Here is a 20,801-nt window from a genome sequence, read left to right as displayed (position 1 = left end):
GGCTATCAGGTGCCGTTTGCCGGGCGCGAAATGCCGATGCCTTATGGCTGGGGTACGGGCGGCGTTCAGGTAACAGCCGCCGTAATCGGCCCGAACGATACGCTTAAGGTCATTGACCAGGGGGCAGATGACACCACCAACGCGGTCTCAATCCGTCAATTCTTTGCCAAGACCGCACAGGTCGCCACCACGGAAAAAACCGCCGAGGCATCAATCATTCAGACCCGCCACCGCATTCCGGAAAAGGAACTGCGCGAAGATCAGGTTCTTGTCTATCAGGTGCCAATCCCCGAACCGCTTCGCTTCCTTGAACCGCGCGAAACCGAAACGCGCAAGATGCATGCGCTTGAAGAATACGGCCTGATGCACGTGAAGCTTTATGAAGATATCTCACGCCATGGTCATATCGCGACGACCTATGCCTATCCGGTGATGGTCGATGATCGCTATGTGATGGATCCGTCGCCAACACCAAAGTTCGATAATCCGAAAATGAACAATATGGCCGCCCTTCAGCTTTTCGGGGCTGGTCGCGAAAAGCGCATCTATGCCCTGCCGCCCTACACCAAGGTCAAAAGCCTCGATTTCGAGGACCATCCTTTCGAAGTCCAGACCTGGGAAGATGAATGCGGCATGTGCGGTGCGCGCGACAGTTACCTTGATGAAGTCATCTTGGATGATCAGGGCAACCGGATGTTTGTCTGCTCGGACACCGATTACTGCGCGGAACGACAGGAAGCAGGCCACCGCGGCCCGCAACATCATGACCAACCCCTTGGCACCGCAGATCGCGGAAAGGCAGCAGAATAATGACCCAAATGAACGAACCGCTTCTGCGCGTGGATAACCTGACCATGATGTATGGCGACCGGGTTGGCTGCAAGGATGTCAGCTTTGAACTCCGCCCCGGTGAAGTTCTTGGCATTGTTGGTGAATCCGGATCAGGTAAATCCACTTTGCTGCGCAGCATTTCCGCCCAGCAGGAACCGACCAAGGGGACGGTTGAATATCAGACCCGCATTGATGGCGTGCGCGATGTCTATCAGATGTCCGAAGCCCAGCGTCGCCTTTTGATGCGTACCGATTGGGCCTTTGTGCATCAGAACCCGCGTGATGGTTTGCGCATGAATGTTAGTGCCGGGGCCAATATTGGCGAACGACTGATGGCGATTGGTGACCGTCATTATGGCAACATCCGCAGCAATGCGGACAGCTGGCTTGGCAAGGTTGAAATCGCGTCAGAGCGCCTTGATGACCTGCCATCGACCTTTTCGGGCGGCATGCAGCAACGTTTGCAGATTGCCCGCAACCTCGTAACCAGCCCGCGCCTCGTCTTTATGGACGAACCCACGGGTGGGCTTGATGTTTCCGTTCAGGCCAGATTGCTCGATCTGCTGCGCGGGCTGGTTCACGACCTTAATCTTGCGGTGATCATCGTCACCCACGATTTGGCAGTGGCACGACTTCTTTCGCACCGGCTGATGGTGATGCAACAGGGCAAGGTCATTGAACATGGTCTGACCGATCAGGTTCTTGACGACCCGCAGCATCCCTATACCCAGCTGCTTGTTTCTTCCATTCTGCAAAACTGACCGGGGCGAAGAAAATGTCTGAAATGCTTCATGCTCAAAACGTCGCGAAAAGCTTTACCCTCCACACTCAGGGCAGCGTGACCATCCCGGTTTTCGAAGGTATTGAATTCATGCTTTCGGCTGGCGATTGCATCGCGCTGACCGGTGAATCCGGTTCGGGGAAAAGTACCTTCATGCGCATGCTTTATGCCAATTACACATGCTCTCAGGGCTCCATCAAGGTGTTCCATGATGGCGACTGGCTTGATATCACCACCGCCAGCCCGCATTCGATACTGGAAATCCGCAAGCGTACGCTGGGCTATGTTTCGCAGTTCCTGCGCGTGATACCGCGGGTCCCAACCCTTGATATCGTTGCCGAACCGCTGGTGGCCCTTGGCACGGACCGGGAAACTGCAACCGAAAAGGCACGCGACCTTTTAACCCGTCTGCGCATCCCCGAACGCCTTTGGCAGCTTTCGCCGCTGACCTTTTCAGGCGGGGAACAGCAACGTGTGAATATTGCGCGTGGCTTTATTGCCGACTATCCGATCATGCTACTTGATGAACCGACCGCATCACTTGACGTCCAAAATCGCGCCACAGTTCTGGCGCTGATTGAAGAAGCCAAAAGCCGTGGTGCGGCAATTGCCGGTATTTTCCACGACCATGAAACCCGTGATGCGGTATGCACCGGGTCGTTTGATGTGACTTCCTTTAAAGTTGGGGCCAATGACTGAACAGATTTTTACCAACGCCAAACTGGTTCTGGCAAACGAAGTCATTGATGGCGCCGTGCAGGTCAAGGACGGAAAGATCAGCGATGTTTCTGATCGACCGTCCAACATCCCGGGCGCAGAGGACATGGGTGGCGATTATCTGATGCCCGGCCTGGTCGAGTTGCATACCGACAATCTCGACAAACATCTGACGCCGCGCCCCAAGACCCGCTGGCCGGCCACGGCCGCCGTTGTCGCCCATGACAATCAGGTCGCCAGTGCCGGGATCACCACCGTGTTTGATGCGGTATCCATCGGCGATGTCAACGAAGGGTCTGAACGCATTGTGCGATTGATTGAATCGGTCACCGCACTTGAACACGCGCTGGAAAATGAATTGCTGCGCGCTGATCACAAGCTTCATCTGCGTTGCGAAACATCCTTCCCCGGCATGGTCGAGGCCCTTGGTCAATTGATTGATCTGCCACTGGTCAGCATGCTTTCGGTGATGGATCACACACCGGGTCAGCGCCAGTTCGTTAGCCTTGATGCCTATTACACCTACTATCAGGGCAAATATGGCCTGAACGACGAGGAAATGCGCAAATTCATCGCCACCCGCCGTCGCGATGCCGAGCTTTATTCCGAGAAACATCGCCGTCATGTGGTCGAACAGGCCCACGCCAAGGGTCTGGCCCTTGCCAGCCACGATGACGCCACCGAGGCCCATGTGGCCGAGGCCGTCGCAGACAAAATGACAGTCGCCGAGTTCCCAACCACGCTTGAAGCCGCCAAGGCATCGCATGAAGGTGGGCTTGGTGTCATGATGGGCGGGCCCAACCTTGTGCGCGGCGGATCCCATAGCGGCAATGTTGCTGCCGGTGATCTGGCAAAGCAGGGTTACCTCGACATCATTTCAAGCGACTATGTGCCGCACAGTCTTTTGCACGGCGCAATGAAGCTGTTTGACGAGTTCGAAGGCTACGACCTGCCGCGTGCCATTCGCACTGTGTCGCTTAATCCGGCGACCCAGGTCGGGCTTGATGATCGCGGTGAAATCGCACTTGGCAAACGTGGTGATCTGATCCGGGTGCATCATTCCCCGCACCATCCGATTGTGCGCGGGGTCTGGCGTGAAGGTGTGCGGGTATCATGACCGGGGGCCATGACCATAATGGCCCGACCGGATACGGACTTCTGGTCCTTGTTGTCGGCCCCAGTGGCGTTGGCAAGGACACCCTTCTTGATGCAGCCCGTGAAAGACTTGCCCAAGACAAGCAATTCTGTTTCCCACGACGCTGCATCACCCGACCGGCCGGAACCGTTGGCGAAATCCACATTCCCGTTCGCCCCGAAGATTTCGGGCAGATGGCGCGCCAAGGCGCCTTCCTTCTGAGCTGGAAGGCGCATGATCTTGGGTATGGCATCCCGCGCCATGTTCTTGAGGAAGTCGAGGCGGGCAAAACCGTCATCGTCAATGTGTCACGCAGCGTGATCGATGATGCCTGCGAGCTTGTTGGTCGGAAAAATGTCCGGGTCGTGAATATACGCGCCAGCGCTGCGGCCCTGCGCAAACGTCTTGAAGCACGTGGCCGAGAAGACGCCCTTGATATCGAACGCCGCCTTGCGCGTGCATCGGCCTATCAGCTAGACGGCGATTATGTTGTGCATGTCGATAATGACGCCGACCTTGAAACGGGTATCCTGCGTTTCATTCGCGCACTTGAACTGCCGCAACCCATCGCAAACCGGGCATAGGACTGGCACTGGCAAACAAAAATGCTGCACCCTTAAAGTGCAGCATTTTATCCATTCAACGAGAAGCGTTTGAGCAACCTGAACGGCTTCTGATCGCCCGGATCACCAAAAAGACAGACGTCACGCACGGTAAATGGTGCCTCGCAAAGTGGTGCGACCTGACCTGATAATGCATCCCTCATGAGCGCGACCTGATCATCGGCGAGCTTGTTGGTCAATGTCAGGTGGAAGCTGAATTCCTCCATGACATAGGGGTAGCCCCAACGCACAAGATTTTCTTCCTGACGATCACTTAAACCTGCCGCCCGGCGCTTGTTCATTGCCGCTTCGTCTTCGGGCTGTCGGAGGTCATCCAGTTTGCGCACGAACGTCGCCGCAAGGTCGGCCAAATCTGCGACGGGTTCGGTTGGAACAAGGGCCAGAAACCGCCCAAGCGGTTTTAGCATCAACGGACCACAAACCACCGGCGCGGTTACATCGCACAAATCGGTGATGGCCACTTCAAGGTCAGAACGATCCATACCACCAGCCAATGCAAATGGCGGTTTTAGCGTTCCGTGAAACCCATAGCGGGTTGGCGATGTTGTTGCTGCGACGATGTCAGCTTCGGATAAGCCAGTGACCTCCGGGCGATGTAAAACATTCCCGGTTTCCGGATCCCGCCCCAACCAGGCATTCCCAAACTGCCCCAGCGCGCTTTGCGGTTCTGGCGCGAAGTAGATGCCATAGCGTTGGTATTGTTCAGTCATGAATGAACTCTGGAAACAAAAGCAGATGAGAAAACAAGAAGCGCCGGAGCGATTAGATTAACCTCCGACGCCGATCTTATCACTGGGAAAGTCAGCTTCCTTAGACCGTATCGTATCTCAGGCAAAAGTCCCGCACCGGAAGCGTTCGGAAATCCTGCAATCTTTCGCGCAGCATTTCGTGCGACCAGTCCCACCAGCGAATGCGTAACAATGCCTCGATGATATCGGCTTCAAACCGCGGACGTAGCGGTGCTGCCGGAATACCGGTCACAATCGTGTAGGGCGGGACATCCTTGGTCACCACCGCACCTGATCCCACGACAGAACCGATGCCAACGGTCACTCCACCCCGGACAATTGCCCCGTGCCCGATCCAGACATCGTGTTCAAGTCGCACGCGTTTTTCGCGACGCCAGTCAAAGAAGGCCGGATCATCTTCACCCAGTTCATAAGCGCTGGAGCGATATTGGAAATGATGCATCGAGGCCCGGTCCATCGGATGTTGCCCCGGGTTGATGCGTGTATGGGCAGCGATATTTACGAACTTGCCGATGTCGGAATAGATGATCTCGCTGTCATTCACGACATAGGAATAATCATCCATTTTCGTTTCACGCATCGAGGTTCGTGCGCCAACTTCGGTCCAGATCCCCATTTCGCAATCAACGACAATCGCACTGTCGTCAATCGTGGGCCGTTCCGACAATGCCTTCATTGCCGGTTTGGCCTGCGTGATCTTAAAGCCCATGGATCAAGTCACCAGTTTGCGAAGACGCTGGGACACCATATCCAGCAAACTGACCGAAATGATGATGATGATCATGACCGCCGCTGTTTCCGCGTAATAGAAGCCACGGATATATTCCCACAGCACCATGCCGATGCCGCCGGCCCCGACAATGCCCAGCACCGTCGCCGAACGCACATTCGATTCAAAGCGATACAGCGAATAGGAAATCCAAAGCGGCAAGACCTGCGGGATCACGCCAAAGATGACTTCCTGAAGCGCATTGGCGCCCGTTGCACGAATGCCTTCGACCGGTTCGGGATCAATCGCCTCGACAGCCTCGGAGAACAGTTTGGCCAGAACGCCCGTGGTGTGAATCCAAAGAGCCAGGACACCGGCAAATGGACCAAGGCCGACCGCAACGACGAACAGCATGGCAAAGACCATTTCGTTGATCGCGCGGAAGGAATCCATCAGGCGACGGACCGGCTGATAGACCCAGACAGGGACAATATTTTCAGAAGAAAGAATACCGAACGGGATCGAACAAACGATGGAAAGTGCAGTGCCCCAGATCGCAATCTGGATGGTGATCCACATTTCTTCGACATACATCTTCCACATCAGGAAGTCGGGCGGGAAGAAGCCCTCGGCAAAGTCGACCATGTTGCCGCTGTTTTCAAACAGCGCCATAGGGCGCATATCTGCCCCCTCCCACGACATGGCCAGAAGTCCAAGGATGATCGCCCAAAGCAGGAAGCTTGATGCCGACCGTTTCAGGTCGCGCGGCGGAAGCTCCGTTGCGACAGATGATGTCGAAGAAATGCTGCTGTTCATCGTTCAAATCCCGGAATTAAAAGCAAACAGGGAGCGCACCTTTGATGCACTCCCTGTCGAAAAGTCGGTTACTGGTAGGCAACCAGGATGTCGAGTTCAGCAAGTTTCTTGTCGATCTCGGCAACACGTTCTGCTTTTTCTTCAGCAGAAAGCTCTTCGGTGTTCTGGATTTTCAGCTTGTCCTTGAACAGGGCCAGCTGACGGATCGGGTAAAGCTGCGCGTTGGAGCTTTCCATGAAAAGGCCCATGCCATCGGAGTTGTTGGCAAGAACTTCCTTGGCACTTTCAACATCACCGAAACGACCGTAACCAAGGAAGAATGCCTTGATTTCGGATTTCATTTCGCGCGACAGGTCTTTACGGTAAACCATCGGGTCAGACGGGATCAGCGGCGAGGTCCAGATGACTTTGACCTTGTCGGTGATTTCCGGCTTGTTCATCTGGGTACGGCCAAGCTGCTCGGAGTTGTTGGCAGCAACATCAACCTGTTTGTTGGCAGTCGCCATCAGGTTGGTTTCGTGGTTGGCGTTACGAACGGTCTTGAAGCACTCTTTCGGGTCAACACCGTTTTTCGCAAACACATAATAGGACGGAACCAGGAAGCCCGAGGTCGAGTTCGGATCACCGATACCGAAGTTCAGCGAACCATCACATTTCAGCATGTCTTCAAGGGTTTTGACCTTGTCGTTGTCAGCCTGGGTGATGATGTGGGAGTAGTAACCGTTCGACCCATCGGATTTGGAGGTCTGAACGAAAACTTCACCACCGGCGCGGTCAACGGCTTCCATTGCCGACTTGTTACCAAACCAGCCAACATGAACCTTGCCAAAGCGCATGCCTTCGATGATGCCTGCATAATCCGGTGCAAAGAATGCCTCGACGTCTTTGCCAAGTGCTTCTTCCATGTCATCGATCAGCGGCTGCCACTGAGCTTTGAGGTTAGAGGTAGATTCGGTCGAAATGATACCGAAAACGATGGTTTCCGGATCCTGTTCGAGCGGCTTGAATTCAACATCGGCCTTGGCAACAACGGATGCCAGCATCGTGGCCGCAAATGCTGCGGATGCGATTGTCTTAACGTTCATAAGAAGTCCCCTGTCAGAATAGATTTGGACATGTTTCGAGAAGGTAAGGCAGTCATGACAACTGGCCCGGCTAGCTTGTTGCGACAGCCAGGTCCTTTTCTGCGATGGGCTTTACAGCAGGCTCGGCAGCCTGTGCCGCACCATCGGCAAAAAGTTCGGAAGAATGTTCACCGTAAAGTTCCTGAAGGAATTGCGGCGTCAGTTCACTTGACGGTCCGTCAAAAACGACTTCACCATCGCGCATGGCGATGGTGCGTTTGCAGTAGTCTTTTGCGTAATCAACCTGATGAAGCGATACGATGACGGTGACGTTGTCTTCGCGGTTCACGCGATCAAGCGTGTTCATCACCTTGCGCGACGATGCCGGATCAAGCGATGCAATCGGCTCGTCGGCAAGAATCAGTCGGGCACCCTGGGTAATGGTGCGCGCAATCGCCGCGCGCTGCTGCTGACCACCTGAAAGGTTGCGCGCTTTCTTGGAAGCATGGGCATCAATACCAACACGCGAAAGCGCGCTCATAGCGCGCCGTTTTTCCGCCTTGGTAAACAGGCCAAGCGATCCGCGCCATGCCGGAACACGGCCCAAAAGCCCCATCAATACGTTTGTCAAAACCGACAGGCGGCTGACCAGATTGAACTGCTGGAAAACAACACCGATTTCAGTACGCACCTTGCGCGCACCGCGGGATATTTTGCCGTTTTCCTGAATGATCTCGCCAAACACCGCGATCTTGCCGCCGTCGCGATCCCCGCGCAGCAAACCGGCAATGTGACGGATAAGTGTGGATTTTCCCGAACCCGATGCGCCAATCAGCGCCACCATCTCGCCTTCCCGCACTTGCAGTTTGACATCGCTGAGTGCGCGCTTGTCACGGGTAAAGCTTTTGTTCAGTCCAGAGATATCTACAACCAGCATCAAAAAGTCGCCTGAATGTGTTTCGCTGGATGAAGAAGCTACGCACAAACGGCGACTCTACGGTGACACTGATGTTACAGTTCGATGATTACGCAGAGCATATCGCCCCGACAACAATTAAACTTGTCTATACATCAAGAATTCATCGAAGTATTTGCCTGTAATTCCCACATTATTTCTGTAACATTCCCGACTTTATCAGCAGAAATATATCTGATGAATGCCCCATCTTAAATCTATAAGACAGTCAAACATTCTGCACCGACAATTTTGGCATCAATACAGACACATAAAATGGGAAATTTATTTAATTTGGCTGATGGTCTCCATGACGTCATCTTCGATATCAAGACCCTCATCTTCGGCAAGTGCACGTGCCTGCTTGCCGCGACGCCCTGGCAGACGCACGCCTTCTTCTGCGGCAATCTCGTTTGCAATATAGGCAAGGTGATCCATTACACCCACACCGCCGGTTGCCTTGGGGTCAATAACAATGATCAGTTGTCCAAGCGCCGGTGGTGCGCCTTTGTCATCAAAAAGTGACGAAGACTGGTGACCGAACTGTGCGCCGGTAAGTCCAGCCGCAAGCAGTTCCACCATCATGGCAAGCGCCGCCCCTTTGACCCCACCAGCCGGGATCATTGTACCATCAAGGGCTTTCTGGGCATCAGTGGTCGGGTTGCCATCCACATCCAGTGCCCAGTCGTCGGGAATTTCCGCACCTTTCTGCTTTGCAGCCATGATTTTGCCGCGCGCAACTTTTGACAGGGCAAGGTCAATGATGATCGGATCACCGGCATCGCCCACCGGCACACCGAAGGCAATCGGGTTTGTCCCAAACATCGGACGTCGCCCGCCCCACGCTGCCATTGCCGCCGGCGCATTGGCAAACATCATCGCCGCCAGCCCCTGTTCTGCAAGACGTTCAACCGTCAGGCCCATGACGCCCGCGTGATGGGATCTGTGGATTGAGGCAACCGCAATACCCTGAGTGCGGGCCATGTCTGGCAAGTGCACCATCATCAAATCAAGCGCCGGATAGGCAAATCCATGCTGCGCGTCAATCCGCAGCACGCCGGGAGACGGCTTTTCAAAAACCGGCCGAACCGTACCATCAACTTTGCCCGCTTTTGCCTGCGCCGCATAAGCCGGCACGCGACGAAATCCGTGCCCGCCTTGTCCGGATGCCTCCGCCGCCACCAGTGCGGATGCCACCGATGCGGCATTTTCGGCAGTTACGTTGCAACGCATCAGGGTTTCACACACAAGCGTGTGGGCATCTTTAAGCGAAATCTTCATCGGTGGTGGGCCTTGATTATAAAAACGGGAGGAGGCGCAAGGATCATGCGCCAAAGGGCCTTACAACATAGCCATAAGCCATCGCCCAGCGCAAAGACGTTTTCAAGGCGAGCTCCACCTGAATGGCGCACAGGTCTTTGAAAATATGATAGGCTGGATTGCAACCATCGGCAGTAAGGCCGGGTATGATCGGGCAAGCAACACAGGATTCCACCCATGTATCGTGTAAAGCAAAGGTTCGTTTCCACTTTGGCCGTCGCGGCTTTGGTATCGCTTGGAGCGTGCAGCGCGACGTCAAATGGCAATATGTCCGCTGACTGGTCGACTGTCACCGGTCAGGAGTGGCAATTGGTCAATGTGACGGAAGGCAACAGCACCCTTTCGCCAACACCGCCAGTCACGGCAACCGCAACATTTTCCGACGATGGCAAGGTATCAGGCAATGCCGGGTGCAATCAGTATTCCGGCGGCTACACACAATCCGGATCGTCACTTGGCATCGCGCAACTGGCAATGACGCGGAAAATGTGTATCGCAGAAGAAGCCATGCAGATCGAGAACGCCCTAAGTGGTGCTTTCGTTCTTGTTGACAGTTGGGATGTGACGGACGGGCACCTTGTTCTTCGGGACGTTGACGGCCAGGCCGTGATCGAATTTGCGCCCGGCACTCCCTAGGCATTCCCAACGCTTTTCAACATCTGACAAAACAAAAGGGGCACCGTTTGGTGCCCCTTTTGCATTTGGGAAGTGTCGCGGCCTATGAATGGCCGCGACACATACAAGTCTGTTTTCTAGTCCTTGCTGTTAGATGCTTCTGCACCTGCCCCGACCGCCTTGGGTTCGGAACGCAGGCCCTGAATGATCGAATAACAGGCCAACAACAGCACGATCGCGAACGGGAAGCCCGTCGAGACGGCCATGGCCTGCAATGATCCAAGACCACCGCCCAGCAACAATGCAATCGCAACCAGACCTTCGAAGGTGCACCAGAACACACGCTGGGGAACAGGTGCATCGACCTTGCCGCCTGCGGTGATGGTATCAATCACAAGCGAACCAGAGTCCGAAGACGTCACGAAGAAGACAATCACCAAGACAATCCCGATAAAGGATGTGATTGCCTGCATGGGCAATTGGTCAAGCATGGTGAACAGCTTGATCGGAAGACCTGCTTCGGCAATCGCCGAGACACCTTCGCTGACCATGTGAACCGCAGTACCACCAAAGGCAGTCATCCACAGAACGCAAACCAGGGACGGAATGATCAGAACGCAGGTGATGAATTCACGGACCGTACGGCCACGCGAAACACGTGCGATGAACATGCCGACGAACGGTGACCAGGAAATCCACCACGCCCAATAGAAGGACGTCCAGCCCTGGCTGAAGTTGGCATCTTCACGACCGACCGGGTTCGACAGCGCAGGCAGGTATTCAACATAGGCTACCAGGCTGGTGAAGAAGCCGGTGATAATGTCCATCGTCGGACCAACCAGCACCACAAACAGCAGCAACAACGCTGCCAGCACCATGTTGATTTCCGACAGGCGTTTGACCCCGGCATCCAGACCGGCCAGCACCGAAATCAGTGCGACACCGGTAATCCCGATGATCAGGAAGACCTTCGAGGTATCGGAAACCGAAATGCCAAACAGGTAATCAAGCCCGGCATTGGCCTGTTCGGCGCCGAACCCAAGCGAGGTCGCAAGACCAAACAGGGTTGCGAAAACAGCCAGAATATCGATGAAGTGGCCGGTCCAGCCCCAGACACGCTCGCCAAAGATCGGATAGAAAATCGAGCGAATGGTCAGCGGCAGGCCCTTGTTAAAGGAAAACAGTGCCAGTGCAAGAGCCACCGTGGCATAGATCGCCCACGGGTGAAGACCCCAGTGGAAAATGGTCGCAGCCATGCCAAGATCAAAGGCAGCATCGGCATCGCCAGCCGCAGCACCGAGCGGCGCCCAGTCCGTACGAAGACCATCTTCGCCGACAGCAATTCCGCCCATCGAGCTTGAGAAATGTGAAATCGGCTCGGATACGCCATAGAACATAAGACCGATGCCCATGCCTGCAGCAAACAGCATGGCAAACCAGCCAGAATAGGAATAATCCGGTGTTGCGTCCGCGCCACCGAGACGCACACGGCCCAGCGGTGAAACAATAAGGAACAGACACAACACGACGAACACGTTGGCAGCAGACAGGAAGAACCAGTCGAACGTCGATGTCAGCCAACCACGCAGGTCGTTGAACATCGGCCCGACACTTTCCTGAAAGGCCAGGGTAAGAAAGACGAATGCAACAATCGCAAGACCCGAAATCAAAAAGACCGGGTTGTGGACATCAAGTCCAAACGGCCCGATCTCTGCCTGGATATTGTCTTGCCCGATTTCATATTCTGTATCAATCGGGTTCGCAGCACCGTCCGGGCTTTCAATGCCCGTATCAGTTTCAGACCCCATTTGAAACTCCCTAGGTTAAATGAATATACAGCTACCCCTAGCCGTAAGAGTTCTTCCGCATTCCTTAACGCACCAGGAACACAGAAAGATCCGAGTGAGACGCCACATATCCGCCATGCGATGCAAAGATATGGTCGGCAACGCCGGGGACGTGCGATGCCATGACGATCACGTCAACACCAAGTTCGTCGGCCTTGGCGACAAGTTCCTTGCTGAGATCCACCGCAGGATCATGCGAAATGTGGGCGATTGCCTTGGTGCTTACACCATGCTTGGACGCCAGATCTTCGGCGAAGGCCTGAAGTTTCTGTTCAAATTCCTTTGGTGTATGCGCAACCGATGACGGCGTATTGGTACCGACACCGAGAAGGCTTATCTCGGCCTTGTAATGCTTGGCTAGATCGACCGCCGTTTTAATTGCTTTATCCAATTTTTCAACGTGGGCCAAATCGACAGGCACGAGCATCTTCTGATACATTCATTCCTCCGTTATGTGCACCACCCCCGAAGTCCATGATTTCACCAAATATCAGGGTAGCCGCAAAAGCCTAACACTGACCGTGTTCAAAATCAAAAACCGACTTTCGAAATCTCACATAAACATTGCTGCAGTATTGTGCGCACAAATCGGTGCACAAGTTTGACAATACTTGCTGATGAAACCTGCCGGATTGGCATAGGAATTCTGCGCCAAATCCCGAATCGCTTATTGAATATTTTTCGAATTCAAATACCGATTTCAGGACCTTTTTGTGCCAGGTTTCGATGTTCGAACCTGAAAATTTTAAAAATTTTTTCGTATACAATAATGCGGGCAAATTCAAACGGCCGAGCCGGTCGTAAACCCCTTATCGGGCAAGGCATTTCTTGGAAAAATCCATCGGAAATCTATTCTATTTTCCAGAGAATTTTTGACCATAAAAATCTATTCAAGGATGCCAGATGTCGGCAAACCTGTGTGCTGTCGGCTTGATGAAGGCACCGTACTCGTGTCACGATATGCGCGATTTGTGCACTGTCTGTCCCACACACATGTGCTTTCAGCTCAGGACATCATAGGTCCTGTCTGAACATATTTGCTGGATGCGCCTTGCAAAAGGCCAACATCCATGGCCGTGCACATACCCGAAAGGGGAAATTATTGTGGCCAACGGGGGAGTTCAATAGCTGCGCAAAAACGGTGACATGGCACAACAGCGCATCTTCACGCTGCATGTCCATTTGTGTCCGAACGACACCCAAACCTGCTCTACCAATCAAAACCAAATCGCGGGTGGAAACTGCCACACCAATTAAATAATTCAGCAAGATCAAAAGCATCAGAGAAGGAACAGGGATGACTGACCCTATCAAGCATTTTGCGTCACGCGTCACCGCTCATGAAATGAACCGCCGCGAGTTTATCGGCCGTTCGATGGCCGCCGGCCTGACCCTTGCAGCTGCCACCAGCCTTTACGGCAAGGCAGCCATGGCACAGGAACCCAAACGCGGCGGTCACCTGAAACTTGGCCTTCAGGGCGGTTCATCGACGGACGTAATTGATCCGGCGAAATCGTCTTCGCAATTTACCTTTGCCATGAACCGTAACTGGGGTGACACCCTGGTTGAATCACATCCGACCAGCGGCCTTGCCGTCCCGTCCCTTGCAGAGTCCTGGGAACCGAATGCGGATGCATCGGTCTGGACATTCAAAATCCGCAAAGGTGTTGAATTCCACGACGGCTCCGAACTGACCATCGATGATGTCGTCAAAACCCTGAACCGCCATACCGACGAAAAGTCGGAATCCGGCGCACTGGGTGTTCTGGGCTCGATCAAGGGCATCGAAAACAAGGGCGGTGACCTTGTCCTGACCCTGTCCGAAGGCAACGCTGACCTTCCGCTGCTGCTAAGTGACTATCACCTCGTAATCCAGCCGGGTGGTGGGTATGACAACCCGAATGCCGGCATCGGTACCGGTCCGTTCAAGATCGACAACTTCGAAGCTGGCGTGCGCGCAACGTTTGTGAAAAACGAAAATGACTGGCGCACCGATCGCGGCTTTGTTGATTCCGTCGAAATGATCGTGATGAACGATGCGACCGCCCGTATGGCAGCCCTGTCATCGGGTCAGGTTCACTTCATCAACCGTGTTGATCCGAAGACCGTTGGCCTTCTCAAACGTGCACCGAATGTCGAAATTCAGACCACTTCGGGCCGCGGCCACTATGTCTTCATCATGCATTGCAACACCGCGCCGTTCGACAATAACGACCTGCGTCTGGCGCTGAAATACGCGATGGACCGTGAAACCATGGTCGAGAAGATCCTTGGTGGTTACGGCAAGGTCGGTAACGACTTCCCGATCAACGAAACCTATGCCCTGTTCCCGGAAAGCATCGAACAGCGCACCTACGATCCGGACAAGGCGGCCTTCCACTTCAAGAAGTCCGGCCATGACGGTTCGGTTCTGCTGCGTACGTCCGATGTTGCCTTCCCGGGTGCAGTTGATGCTGCAGTCCTGTATCAGGAAACCGCCAAAAAGGCCGGCATCGACATCGAAATCAAGCGCGAGCCGGGCGACGGTTACTGGTCGAACGTCTGGAACGTTCAGCCGTTCTCGACCTCTTACTGGGGTGGTCGTCCGACCCAGGACCAGATGTACTCGACCGCCTATCTGTCGAGCGCTGACTGGAACGATACCCGCTTCTTCAATACCGAGTTCGACAAGATCCTTCTTGAAGCACGTGCGGAACTCGACCAGGCCAAGCGTAAGGAAATGTACCACGACATGGCGCTGATGGTCCGTGACACCGGTGGTCTGATCCTGCCGATGTTCAATGACTTCGTGAACGCAACCACGACAAACGTTTCCGGCTTTGTCGATGACATCGGCAACGACATGTCGAACGGTTTTGTTGCTTCGCGTCTGTGGATCAACAGCTAATCAGTTGGGATGCCCTGCATCCCGATGACTGAAGTTATGCGGGATCACGACCTTATTGGTCGTGGTCCCCGTCTTGTTGTTCGCCTGTTTGTTTAAGTCACGGTCTGATCGAAATTTCCAGATGGAGGCAAAGCATCCTTTGCCGTCCCACCCGTCTTGAATTTCCGTTCAGGCCACTAAGGGGGAGTATGTGTTCATGGCCAATCCCTTGGCCGGCGTGCGAGCCGCGCGACACAGACTAAAAGAAACCCATCCGTTATCGGTCCTGATTGCCGAACGACTGGGCTTGAGTGTGTTGTTGCTTTGGGCTGTTTCAGTCCTGATTTTTGCTGGCGTAGAGGCCCTTCCGGGCGATTTCGCCGAAACCTATCTTGGGCAGTCTGCGACACCGCAGGCAATTGCCAATATCCGTGAAGACCTTGGTCTGGACCGTCCGATTACGACCCGCTATTTCGAATGGCTTGGCGGTGTTGTTCAAGGCGATTTCGGCAATAGCTGGGCCAGTGGTGCGCCGGTAAGTGAACAAATAACCAAACGTCTTGGGAACTCTTTGTTCCTGGCGTTCTTTGCTGCGGCAATTTCGGTGCCGCTGGCGGTTGGTCTTGGCATGGTTGCGGTTCATTATCGCAACCGTATTCCTGATCGCGTGATTAACGTTCTGTCGCTTGCCGCGATCTCGCTGCCGGAATTCTTTATCGGTTATATCCTGATCGTGTTCTTTGCCGTGCAGATGGGTGTCGCGACTTTCCCGTCCACCGTCTATGACAATATGGGCTGGTCGGAACGACTTGGCGCAATTGCCCTGCCGACGGCAACGCTGGTGATGGTGGTGCTCGCACACATGATGCGCATGACCCGTGCAGCCATCATCAGTGTGATGTCATCGGCCTACATGGAAACCGCCGAACTCAAGGGCCTTGGCGCATTCAAGGCCATCGTCAAACACGCAGCACCCAATGCCATTGCCCCGATTGTCAACGTTGTTGCCCTTAACCTTGCCTACCTGGTTGTGGGTGTTGTCGTGGTCGAGGTTGTCTTCGTCTATCCCGGCATGGGCCAGTATATGGTTGATGCCGTGACGGTGCGTGACATGCCCGTCGTGCAGGCCTGCGGCCTGATCTTTGCGGCGGTGTATATCCTGCTCAATATGGTGGCCGATATCGTCGCCATTGTCGCCAATCCGAGACTGAGGCATCCGCGATGAGATTACGTGAAATCCCGCTGACCGCCTGGATCGGAATTCTGGGCATTCTGTTTGCTTTTGGCTGTGCCGTCCTTGCCCCGCTCATCGCGCCCTATGGGGAACGCGAAATTGTTGCGGGTGTTTGGGAACCGGCCAGTGATCTTTATCTTCTGGGCACTGATAACCTGGGTCGTGATCTGCTTTCACGCCTGATTTACGGTGCGCAGACAACCCTGTTTGTGTCGCTTGCAGCATCGATCCTGTCGTTTTCCATCGGCATTTTCCTGAGCTTCACGGCCGCTGTTTCCGGCGGTCCGATTGATCAGGGGCTATCGCGTCTGAACGATTTGATGATGTCGATCCCGACCCTGATTTTCGCGCTGGTCGTTCTGGCTGTTCTGCCGCAGAACATCTTTATCCTGATTGCCGTGATGGCCATTCTTGACTCAACGCGCGTCTATCGTCTGGGCCGGGCAGTTGCGCTTGATGTTGCGGTGATGGAGTTTGTCGAGGCTGCCAAACTGCGTGGTGAAGGCCGGATGTGGATCATCTTCCGTGAAATTCTGCCCAACACGCTTTCGCCGCTTCTGGCCGAATTCGGGCTGCGCTTCGCCTTCTCGATCCTGTTCCTGTCGACCCTTTCGTTCCTGGGTCTTGGCATTCAGCCGCCGGCTGCCGACTGGGGCGGCATGGTCAAGGACAACAAGGATGGCATCATCTTTGGCATTCAAGCCGCCCTTATTCCGGGTGGCGCGATTGCGGCCCTTGCCATTTGCGTAAACATGGTTGTCGACTGGTTGCTGAAACGTACTTCCAGCCTGAAAGGAGGCCGCGGCGATGTCTGATCTTTTATCGGTACGCGATCTGCGCATTGGCGCGACCATCTTCCCACCGGGTGAAGCACCGCAGGATATCGAGATCGTCCATGGTGTGTCCTTTGATCTGCAAAAGGGCAAGGTCCTTGGCCTGATCGGGGAATCCGGTGCGGGTAAATCCACTATCGGCCTTGCAGCTTTGGCCTATGGCCGGGGTGGTGTACGCATCACCGGCGGTGAAGTCCTGCTTGATGGCGAGGACATCCTGCCGCTGGATAAAAAGGGTATCCGCAAGATCCGCGGGGCCCGTGTCTGTTACGTTGCCCAATCGGCTGCGGCATCGTTTAACCCGGCGCACAAACTGGGCGATCAGGTGATCGAAGCCACGGTCGAACACGGACTGATGAGCCGTGACGAAGCCCGCAAACGCGCCGACTATCTGTTTGAAATTCTGGGTCTTCCGGACCCAAAGAATTTCGGGAACCGTTTCCCCCATCAGGTATCGGGTGGGCAGCTGCAACGTGCCATGACCGCCATGGCACTGTGTTCCAAACCGGAATTGATCGTCTTTGACGAACCAACCACCGCCCTTGACGTAACAACCCAGATCGACGTTTTGGCCGCGATCAAGAATGCGATTGAAATGACCGGGACAGCAGCCCTTTACATCACCCATGATCTGGCCGTTGTGGCCCAGATTTCGGATGACATCATGGTGCTGCGTAACGGCGACACCGTCGAATATGGTCCGGTCCAGCAGATCATTGAAAACCCGCGTCAGGAATACACCAAGGCGCTGGTCAATGTGCGTCAGACCAAACAGACAGAAGCCCGCGACCAGACGGACGCTTTGCTGAAGGTTGAAAACATCTCGGCTGCCTATGGCAACGGGGTGCAGGTTCTTCATGACGTATCGCTGCATGTGCCACGCGGTCAGACACTGGCTGTGGTGGGCGAATCCGGTTCGGGCAAATCCACATTGGCCCGTGTGATCACCGGGTTGCTGCCACCCTTCAAGGGCAGTGTCAAATTCGGTGATGACGAACTGTCCAACGCACAAAAAGACCGGTCACGCGATCATTTACGCCGTATTCAGCTGATCTATCAAATGGCTGATACCGCGATGAACCCGCGCCAGACCGTCGGCCAGATCATTGGTCGTCCGTTGCAGTTCTATTTCGGGATGCGCGGTTCTGAGCGCCGAAAGGAAGTCATCAAACTTCTTGATGAAATCGAGATGGGCGAAGCTTTCTATGACCGCTATCCGGCCGAGCTTTCCGGCGGTCAGAAGCAACGTGTGGCCATCGCACGCGCCTTGGCCGCAAAACCGGAATTGATCCTGTGTGACGAGCCGACCTCGGCCCTTGATCCGCTGGTGGCCGAAGGCATCCTTGATCTTTTGCTGCGTCTGCAAAAGGAACGTCAGGTGTCCTACCTGTTCATCACCCATGACATCGCAATTGTGCGTGCAATTGCCGATTCTGTTGCGGTGATGCTGCAGGGCAAGCTAGTCGATTTCGGCCCACGGTCCGAAGTCCTGAACCCGCCATTTGACGATTACACCGACCTTCTTTTGAAATCGGTGCCGGAAATGGAACTGGGCTGGCTGGAAAAAGTTCTGGCCACGCGCAAAATGGAAAGTGCCGGTCACTAAAAACCGTGCAAAAACAAAAAAAGGCGGCCCGGATCATGGGCCGCCTTTTTGAATAAGCCCCACATAACCACTCCAAAGGACCACGCCCCAATATGTCCGACAGAAATTTCACTGTTATTGAAAACACCTTTATCACCATCGCGGACGGCACCCGATTGGCTGCCCGCATGTGGATGCCCGAAAATGCTGAAAACGACCCCGTTCCTGCAGTGTTTGAGTTTCTGCCCTATCGCAAGGGCGATGGTACCTGTGCGCGCGATGAGTCGACCTATCCCGAATTTGCCAAGGCCGGCATTGCCGGTGTGCGGATTGATATTCGCGGATCGGGTGAATCAGACGGTGTGATTGACGGCGAATATACCGAACTTGAACTGGCCAATGCATGTGAACTGATTGCATGGATCGCCGATCAGCCGTGGTGTAACGGATCGGTCGGCATGATGGGGATTTCCTGGGGCGGATTTAACTGCCTGCAGGTTGCTGCACTGAACCCGCCTGCGCTTAAGGCGGTGATTTCCATCGCATCAACGGTGGACCGCTATAACGACGACATTCACTATAAAAATGGCTGTCATCTCTCGGCACAACTGTCATGGGCAGGGACAATGCTGGCCTATCAGTCACGCTCACCTGACCCGGCCTTGGTTGGTGATGACTGGCGCGCGATGTGGCTGCACCGCCTGAAGGAAGAGCCGCTCTTTTTGGAAGAATGGCTTCAACACCAGACCCGCGATGAATTCTGGAAGCATGCCTCGATCTGCGAGGATTTCGATGCCGTCAAAATCCCGTCGATGGTTCTTGCCGGGTGGGCGGATGGCTATCGCAACACGCCAATGCGCGCTATTGAAGGTATGCCAGACAGGTCCAAGGCCCTGATCGGCCCGTGGGTGCACAAATACCCGCATTTCGCCTGGCCAAAGCCGCGTGCGGACTTCACAGGCGAAGCCATCAAATGGTGGAACAAATGGCTGCGGGGTGATGACAACGGCATGGATGACCTGCCCCAGATGCGCGCCTATATCCTCGATGGCCCCAAACCGGCCGCTCGGCGTGACTTTGATCCGGGTTTCTGGATCGCCAAGGACACATGGTCGGAACCCGAAACCCAAACCCTTTATGTCAATGACGGCAGGCTCGCCTTCGAGGCAGGTGACGAAAGCGCCCCTGCCGCTGACATTTACCTGAAATCACCGCTCGATACCGGCACTGCATCGGGTGAATATTTCACGCTGAAACCAGATGCCGAAATGGCCATTGATCAGCGTCCGGATGACGCCGGATCGCTGGTCTTTGAAACCGCACCGCTTGAGGCCGAGATTGACCTTCTGGGACGTCCGGTTTTGCGCGTTGATCTGGAATGCGATGCAGACTGGTCGAACCTGTGCGCTCGTCTGGTCGATGTACATCCTGATGGTACGGCGACCCGCGTGTCGTTCGGGGTTCTGAACCTTGCCCATCGTGATCTTGAAGCCAATTATAACGATCCCAAACCGATGCCGCGCGGCAAGAAGGTGACCATCACACTTGTTCTTGATGCCTGCGGCTATCGTTTCAAGCCGGGTCACCGCATGCGGCTTGCACTGTCGACATCCTATTGGCCAATGATCCTGCCAGCACCCTTTGACGCGGGACTGACCGTATCACCATCTTCTATTGCGTTTGATCTGCCGTTGCTCGGCGCGCACGAGAAGATTGAGGTCAAGGAACCGGACAATCCCGATCCGCTGCCCAAATATATCGAACACAAACCGGGCCGGACGGAACGTAGTGTTCAGCGCAATCTGACGCAGAACGAAACCCGTTATCGCATCTATGAAGATACCGGGCTGTTTGAACATCCTGACTCGCGCCTGTCGACCCGCCAAGTGCGCAGCGAAACCTGGACGATCAACCCGCTTGATCCGACATCAGTCACTGGCGAAGCCGCCTGGACCTGCGATCTGGAACGCGATGACTGGTCGGTGCGCACCGATTGCCATGTGGAACTCAAATGTGATCGCGACAACTGGTATGTGTCGGCCTGGGTGATCGGCTATGAGGGCAGTGAACAGGTGTTTGAAAAGAAGTGGGAAAAGACAATCCCGCGAGACTTCATGTAAG

The 20,801-nt window shown here is 54.7% G+C and carries 19 protein-coding genes; 11 read left to right on the top strand and 8 right to left on the bottom strand.

The window, feature by feature from the left end:
* The 5 genes from B2R48_RS16930 to phnN all read left to right on the top strand — a co-directional run.
* Window positions 1-810: alpha-D-ribose 1-methylphosphonate 5-phosphate C-P-lyase PhnJ (locus B2R48_RS16930; protein WP_297002832.1), on the top strand; the 810-nt coding region annotated here is incomplete at its 5' end.
* Complete coding sequence (phnK, locus tag B2R48_RS16925; RefSeq protein ID WP_193386501.1) at window positions 810-1,592, top strand: phosphonate C-P lyase system protein PhnK; 783 nt, start codon at window positions 810-812, stop codon at window positions 1,590-1,592. The genes B2R48_RS16930 and phnK, both read left to right, overlap by 1 nt.
* A 14-nt stretch (window positions 1,593-1,606) precedes the next feature.
* Window positions 1,607-2,311, top strand: coding sequence for a phosphonate C-P lyase system protein PhnL (gene phnL / locus B2R48_RS16920; protein ID WP_297002829.1), 705 nt, complete (start codon window positions 1,607-1,609; stop codon window positions 2,309-2,311).
* The gene (locus B2R48_RS16915) at window positions 2,304-3,446 is read left to right on the top strand and encodes an alpha-D-ribose 1-methylphosphonate 5-triphosphate diphosphatase (protein ID WP_297002827.1); all 1,143 of its coding nucleotides are present in this window, start codon (window positions 2,304-2,306) and stop codon (window positions 3,444-3,446) included. The genes phnL and B2R48_RS16915 overlap by 8 nt, the downstream gene beginning before the upstream one ends.
* Window positions 3,443-4,048, top strand: a complete 606-nt coding sequence (gene phnN, locus B2R48_RS16910) for a phosphonate metabolism protein/1,5-bisphosphokinase (PRPP-forming) PhnN (RefSeq protein ID WP_297002824.1) — start codon at window positions 3,443-3,445, stop codon at window positions 4,046-4,048. Before B2R48_RS16915 ends, phnN begins: the two co-directional genes overlap by 4 nt.
* 47 nt (window positions 4,049-4,095) lie before the next feature.
* Here the strand turns inward: phnN and B2R48_RS16905 are convergent, their stop codons facing one another.
* From B2R48_RS16905 to B2R48_RS16880, 6 genes are all read right to left on the bottom strand, one after another.
* Complete coding sequence (locus B2R48_RS16905) at window positions 4,096-4,797, bottom strand: DUF1045 domain-containing protein (RefSeq protein ID WP_297002821.1); 702 nt, start codon at window positions 4,795-4,797, stop codon at window positions 4,096-4,098.
* Between the two features lie 100 nt (window positions 4,798-4,897).
* Complete coding sequence (locus B2R48_RS16900) at window positions 4,898-5,545, bottom strand: chloramphenicol acetyltransferase (RefSeq protein WP_297002818.1); 648 nt, start codon at window positions 5,543-5,545, stop codon at window positions 4,898-4,900.
* Between the two features lie 3 nt (window positions 5,546-5,548).
* Window positions 5,549-6,361, bottom strand: coding sequence for a phosphonate ABC transporter, permease protein PhnE (gene phnE / locus B2R48_RS16895; RefSeq protein WP_062953851.1), 813 nt, complete (start codon window positions 6,359-6,361; stop codon window positions 5,549-5,551).
* A 68-nt stretch (window positions 6,362-6,429) separates the two neighbouring features.
* Window positions 6,430-7,446, bottom strand: coding sequence for a phosphonate ABC transporter substrate-binding protein (gene phnD / locus B2R48_RS16890; RefSeq protein WP_062953850.1), 1,017 nt, complete (start codon window positions 7,444-7,446; stop codon window positions 6,430-6,432).
* Window positions 7,447-7,516: 70 nt separating this feature from the next.
* Window positions 7,517-8,362 carry a phosphonate ABC transporter ATP-binding protein gene (phnC, locus tag B2R48_RS16885; RefSeq protein ID WP_213474280.1) on the bottom strand — a complete coding sequence of 282 codons (846 nt, stop codon included), beginning with the start codon at window positions 8,360-8,362 and terminating at the stop codon, window positions 7,517-7,519.
* 303 nt (window positions 8,363-8,665) lie between these two features.
* Window positions 8,666-9,661, bottom strand: a complete 996-nt coding sequence (locus B2R48_RS16880; protein WP_297002808.1) for an Ldh family oxidoreductase — start codon at window positions 9,659-9,661, stop codon at window positions 8,666-8,668.
* 216 nt (window positions 9,662-9,877) lie between these two features.
* Between B2R48_RS16880 and B2R48_RS16875 the strand changes: the two genes are divergently transcribed.
* Window positions 9,878-10,336, top strand: coding sequence for an META domain-containing protein (locus B2R48_RS16875; protein WP_297002805.1), 459 nt, complete (start codon window positions 9,878-9,880; stop codon window positions 10,334-10,336).
* Between the two features lie 116 nt (window positions 10,337-10,452).
* Here B2R48_RS16875 and B2R48_RS16870 read toward each other — a convergent pair whose 3' ends face one another.
* Window positions 10,453-12,123 carry a BCCT family transporter gene (locus tag B2R48_RS16870; protein ID WP_213474283.1) on the bottom strand — a complete coding sequence of 557 codons (1,671 nt, stop codon included), beginning with the start codon at window positions 12,121-12,123 and terminating at the stop codon, window positions 10,453-10,455.
* A 64-nt stretch (window positions 12,124-12,187) separates the two neighbouring features.
* Window positions 12,188-12,601, bottom strand: coding sequence for a universal stress protein (locus tag B2R48_RS16865; protein ID WP_062953845.1), 414 nt, complete (start codon window positions 12,599-12,601; stop codon window positions 12,188-12,190).
* Window positions 12,602-13,459: 858 nt separating this feature from the next.
* On the opposite strand from B2R48_RS16865, the gene B2R48_RS16860 reads away from it, so the two are divergent.
* The 5 genes from B2R48_RS16860 (at window position 13,460) to B2R48_RS16840 (ending at window position 20,800) form a co-directional block, all read left to right on the top strand.
* Window positions 13,460-15,049, top strand: a complete 1,590-nt coding sequence (locus B2R48_RS16860; RefSeq protein ID WP_297002799.1) for an ABC transporter substrate-binding protein — start codon at window positions 13,460-13,462, stop codon at window positions 15,047-15,049.
* A gap of 196 nt (window positions 15,050-15,245) precedes the next feature.
* Window positions 15,246-16,253 (top strand): ABC transporter permease, encoded by a 1,008-nt coding sequence (locus B2R48_RS16855; RefSeq protein WP_062953843.1) that lies wholly within the window; start codon window positions 15,246-15,248, stop codon window positions 16,251-16,253.
* A complete protein-coding gene (locus B2R48_RS16850) occupies window positions 16,250-17,077 on the top strand; it encodes an ABC transporter permease (protein ID WP_062953841.1) in 828 nt (275 codons plus the stop codon). The genes B2R48_RS16855 and B2R48_RS16850 overlap by 4 nt, the downstream gene beginning before the upstream one ends.
* Entirely contained in the window at window positions 17,070-18,701 is a 1,632-nt protein-coding gene (locus tag B2R48_RS16845) for an ABC transporter ATP-binding protein (protein ID WP_213474285.1), read from the top strand. The genes B2R48_RS16850 and B2R48_RS16845 overlap by 8 nt, the downstream gene beginning before the upstream one ends.
* Before the next feature lie 92 nt (window positions 18,702-18,793).
* Complete coding sequence (locus tag B2R48_RS16840; RefSeq protein WP_297002790.1) at window positions 18,794-20,800, top strand: CocE/NonD family hydrolase; 2,007 nt, start codon at window positions 18,794-18,796, stop codon at window positions 20,798-20,800.
* The last annotated feature ends 1 nt before the right edge of the window (window position 20,801 follow it).

The organism is Thalassospira sp. UBA848, assembly GCF_002295455.1.
Lineage (GTDB): Bacteria > Pseudomonadota > Alphaproteobacteria > Rhodospirillales > Thalassospiraceae > Thalassospira.
Note: the sequence above shows the minus strand (reverse complement) of the source record. Positions and strands in the feature narration are given on the sequence as shown.

What these genes read in the sequence shown, in the direction of transcription:
- B2R48_RS16845 (WP_213474285.1), top strand. Translation starts at nt 17,070, where the DNA reads ATGTCTGATCTTTTATCGGTACGCGATCTGCGCATTGGCGCGACCATC.
- phnE (WP_062953851.1), bottom strand. Translation starts at nt 6,361, where the DNA reads ATGAACAGCAGCATTTCTTCGACATCATCTGTCGCAACGGAGCTTCCG.
- B2R48_RS16880 (WP_297002808.1), bottom strand. Translation starts at nt 9,661, where the DNA reads ATGAAGATTTCGCTTAAAGATGCCCACACGCTTGTGTGTGAAACCCTG.
- B2R48_RS16905 (WP_297002821.1), bottom strand. Translation starts at nt 4,797, where the DNA reads ATGACTGAACAATACCAACGCTATGGCATCTACTTCGCGCCAGAACCG.
- phnN (WP_297002824.1), top strand. Translation starts at nt 3,443, where the DNA reads ATGACCGGGGGCCATGACCATAATGGCCCGACCGGATACGGACTTCTG.
- B2R48_RS16840 (WP_297002790.1), top strand. Translation starts at nt 18,794, where the DNA reads ATGTCCGACAGAAATTTCACTGTTATTGAAAACACCTTTATCACCATC.
- B2R48_RS16860 (WP_297002799.1), top strand. Translation starts at nt 13,460, where the DNA reads ATGACTGACCCTATCAAGCATTTTGCGTCACGCGTCACCGCTCATGAA.
- phnL (WP_297002829.1), top strand. Translation starts at nt 1,607, where the DNA reads ATGTCTGAAATGCTTCATGCTCAAAACGTCGCGAAAAGCTTTACCCTC.
- phnC (WP_213474280.1), bottom strand. Translation starts at nt 8,362, where the DNA reads ATGCTGGTTGTAGATATCTCTGGACTGAACAAAAGCTTTACCCGTGAC.
- B2R48_RS16855 (WP_062953843.1), top strand. Translation starts at nt 15,246, where the DNA reads ATGGCCAATCCCTTGGCCGGCGTGCGAGCCGCGCGACACAGACTAAAA.
- B2R48_RS16915 (WP_297002827.1), top strand. Translation starts at nt 2,304, where the DNA reads ATGACTGAACAGATTTTTACCAACGCCAAACTGGTTCTGGCAAACGAA.
- B2R48_RS16850 (WP_062953841.1), top strand. Translation starts at nt 16,250, where the DNA reads ATGAGATTACGTGAAATCCCGCTGACCGCCTGGATCGGAATTCTGGGC.
- B2R48_RS16900 (WP_297002818.1), bottom strand. Translation starts at nt 5,545, where the DNA reads ATGGGCTTTAAGATCACGCAGGCCAAACCGGCAATGAAGGCATTGTCG.
- phnD (WP_062953850.1), bottom strand. Translation starts at nt 7,446, where the DNA reads ATGAACGTTAAGACAATCGCATCCGCAGCATTTGCGGCCACGATGCTG.
- B2R48_RS16875 (WP_297002805.1), top strand. Translation starts at nt 9,878, where the DNA reads ATGTATCGTGTAAAGCAAAGGTTCGTTTCCACTTTGGCCGTCGCGGCT.
- phnK (WP_193386501.1), top strand. Translation starts at nt 810, where the DNA reads ATGACCCAAATGAACGAACCGCTTCTGCGCGTGGATAACCTGACCATG.
- B2R48_RS16865 (WP_062953845.1), bottom strand. Translation starts at nt 12,601, where the DNA reads ATGTATCAGAAGATGCTCGTGCCTGTCGATTTGGCCCACGTTGAAAAA.
- B2R48_RS16870 (WP_213474283.1), bottom strand. Translation starts at nt 12,123, where the DNA reads ATGGGGTCTGAAACTGATACGGGCATTGAAAGCCCGGACGGTGCTGCG.